At 30.6% G+C, this 1,046-nt stretch carries 3 protein-coding genes; 2 read left to right on the top strand and 1 reads right to left on the bottom strand.

The annotated features are described in order from the left end of the window. Positions 1-7: 7 nt before the first annotated feature. A complete protein-coding gene (locus JF818_RS16725) occupies positions 8-151 on the top strand; it encodes an EAL domain-containing protein (RefSeq protein ID WP_370570342.1) in 144 nt (47 codons plus the stop codon). A gap of 10 nt (positions 152-161) precedes the next feature. On the opposite strand, the gene JF818_RS12725 is transcribed toward JF818_RS16725, so the two are convergent. Beyond that, positions 162-581 (bottom strand): hypothetical protein, encoded by a 420-nt coding sequence (locus JF818_RS12725; protein WP_198892364.1) that lies wholly within the window; start codon positions 579-581, stop codon positions 162-164. 154 nt (positions 582-735) lie between these two features. Between JF818_RS12725 and JF818_RS12730 the strand changes: the two genes are divergently transcribed. Further along, on the top strand, positions 736-1,046 hold a 311-nt coding region (locus tag JF818_RS12730), incomplete at its 3' end, for a rubrerythrin family protein (protein WP_198892365.1).

The raw sequence follows: 1,046 nt of genomic DNA on the forward strand, positions 1-1,046 counted from the left end.
CCTAAACATTGTTGCTGAAGGTATTGAAACGCAAAGTCAACTTGAATATATTCAGGAAAAACATTGTAATGAAGCTCAGGGATATTATTTCAGCAAACCAATAAGTTATGATCAATTAATAGAATTTCTAAAAAATAAAAACCTTGGTTAACAAGGTTTTTTTATGATTCTATTAATGAAAAAGCAATAATCTGATCTGCGTAGATATTCAGTTGTGGAACTTCTGTAATTTGATTGTTCCTTTCAATTGTTACATCAGTAAGCTTGATAAACTCTGCATTGTCAACAAGCTTGATGTTTACAAGCTCTGCTTCTGCATCAATGAGTACTTTATTTGCTAACTCATCAACCTTTGAAATATCAAATTCAGTGTTATTAAACTCACAACATGTTTCATCACTGCAAAAAAGTTCACAATATTTACCTGTAATATTACCACCAGCAGTCACTAATAGTAATTGATATTTTTTTCCAGGATTGTTCTTTGTTTGATTGTTACCAAGTGCTACTAAAGCTCTTATTTGAATTACTTTTCTTGAAAACTCTACTTTTAGAACGTTTGGTGTTAATGTATCATGCATAATTGCCTCCTAATTTCTATTCTATGAAAAATTATATCACAATTATTTTAAAAATGTTAAATATATAGAATATTCATAATTAATATCGTGATTTTTGATTTTAAATGTAATTTCTTGGTATAATTAAAGAGTAGAGGAATTTAAGGAGGTAATTATGTCTAATATCGTAGGGACAAAAACAGAAAAGAATTTATTAAAAGCATTCGCTGGTGAATCTCAAGCAAAGAACCGTTACACTTTCTATGCTAAGGTTGCAAAAAAAGAAGGTTATGAACAAATATCGGCATTGTTTTTAGAAACTGCAGAGAATGAAGAGCAACATGCAAAAACTTTCTTTAAGTTTTTAACTTCAGGCGAAGGGGTTGAGATTACAGCAATGTATCCAGCTGGAAAGATTGGCACTACTTTAGAGAACTTAAAAGCAGCAGCTGCTGGTGAAAATGAGGAATGGACAGAACTATATCC

The sequence above is a fragment of the Sphaerochaeta sp. S2 genome (assembly GCF_016406725.1).
In the GTDB taxonomy this organism is placed as follows: domain Bacteria; phylum Spirochaetota; class Spirochaetia; order Sphaerochaetales; family Sphaerochaetaceae; genus Sphaerochaeta.

Bases quoted from the DNA above. Each gene is read 5' to 3' on its own strand.
- JF818_RS12725 (WP_198892364.1), bottom strand. From the start codon at position 581: ATGCATGATACATTAACACCAAACGTTCTAAAAGTAGAGTTTTCAAGA.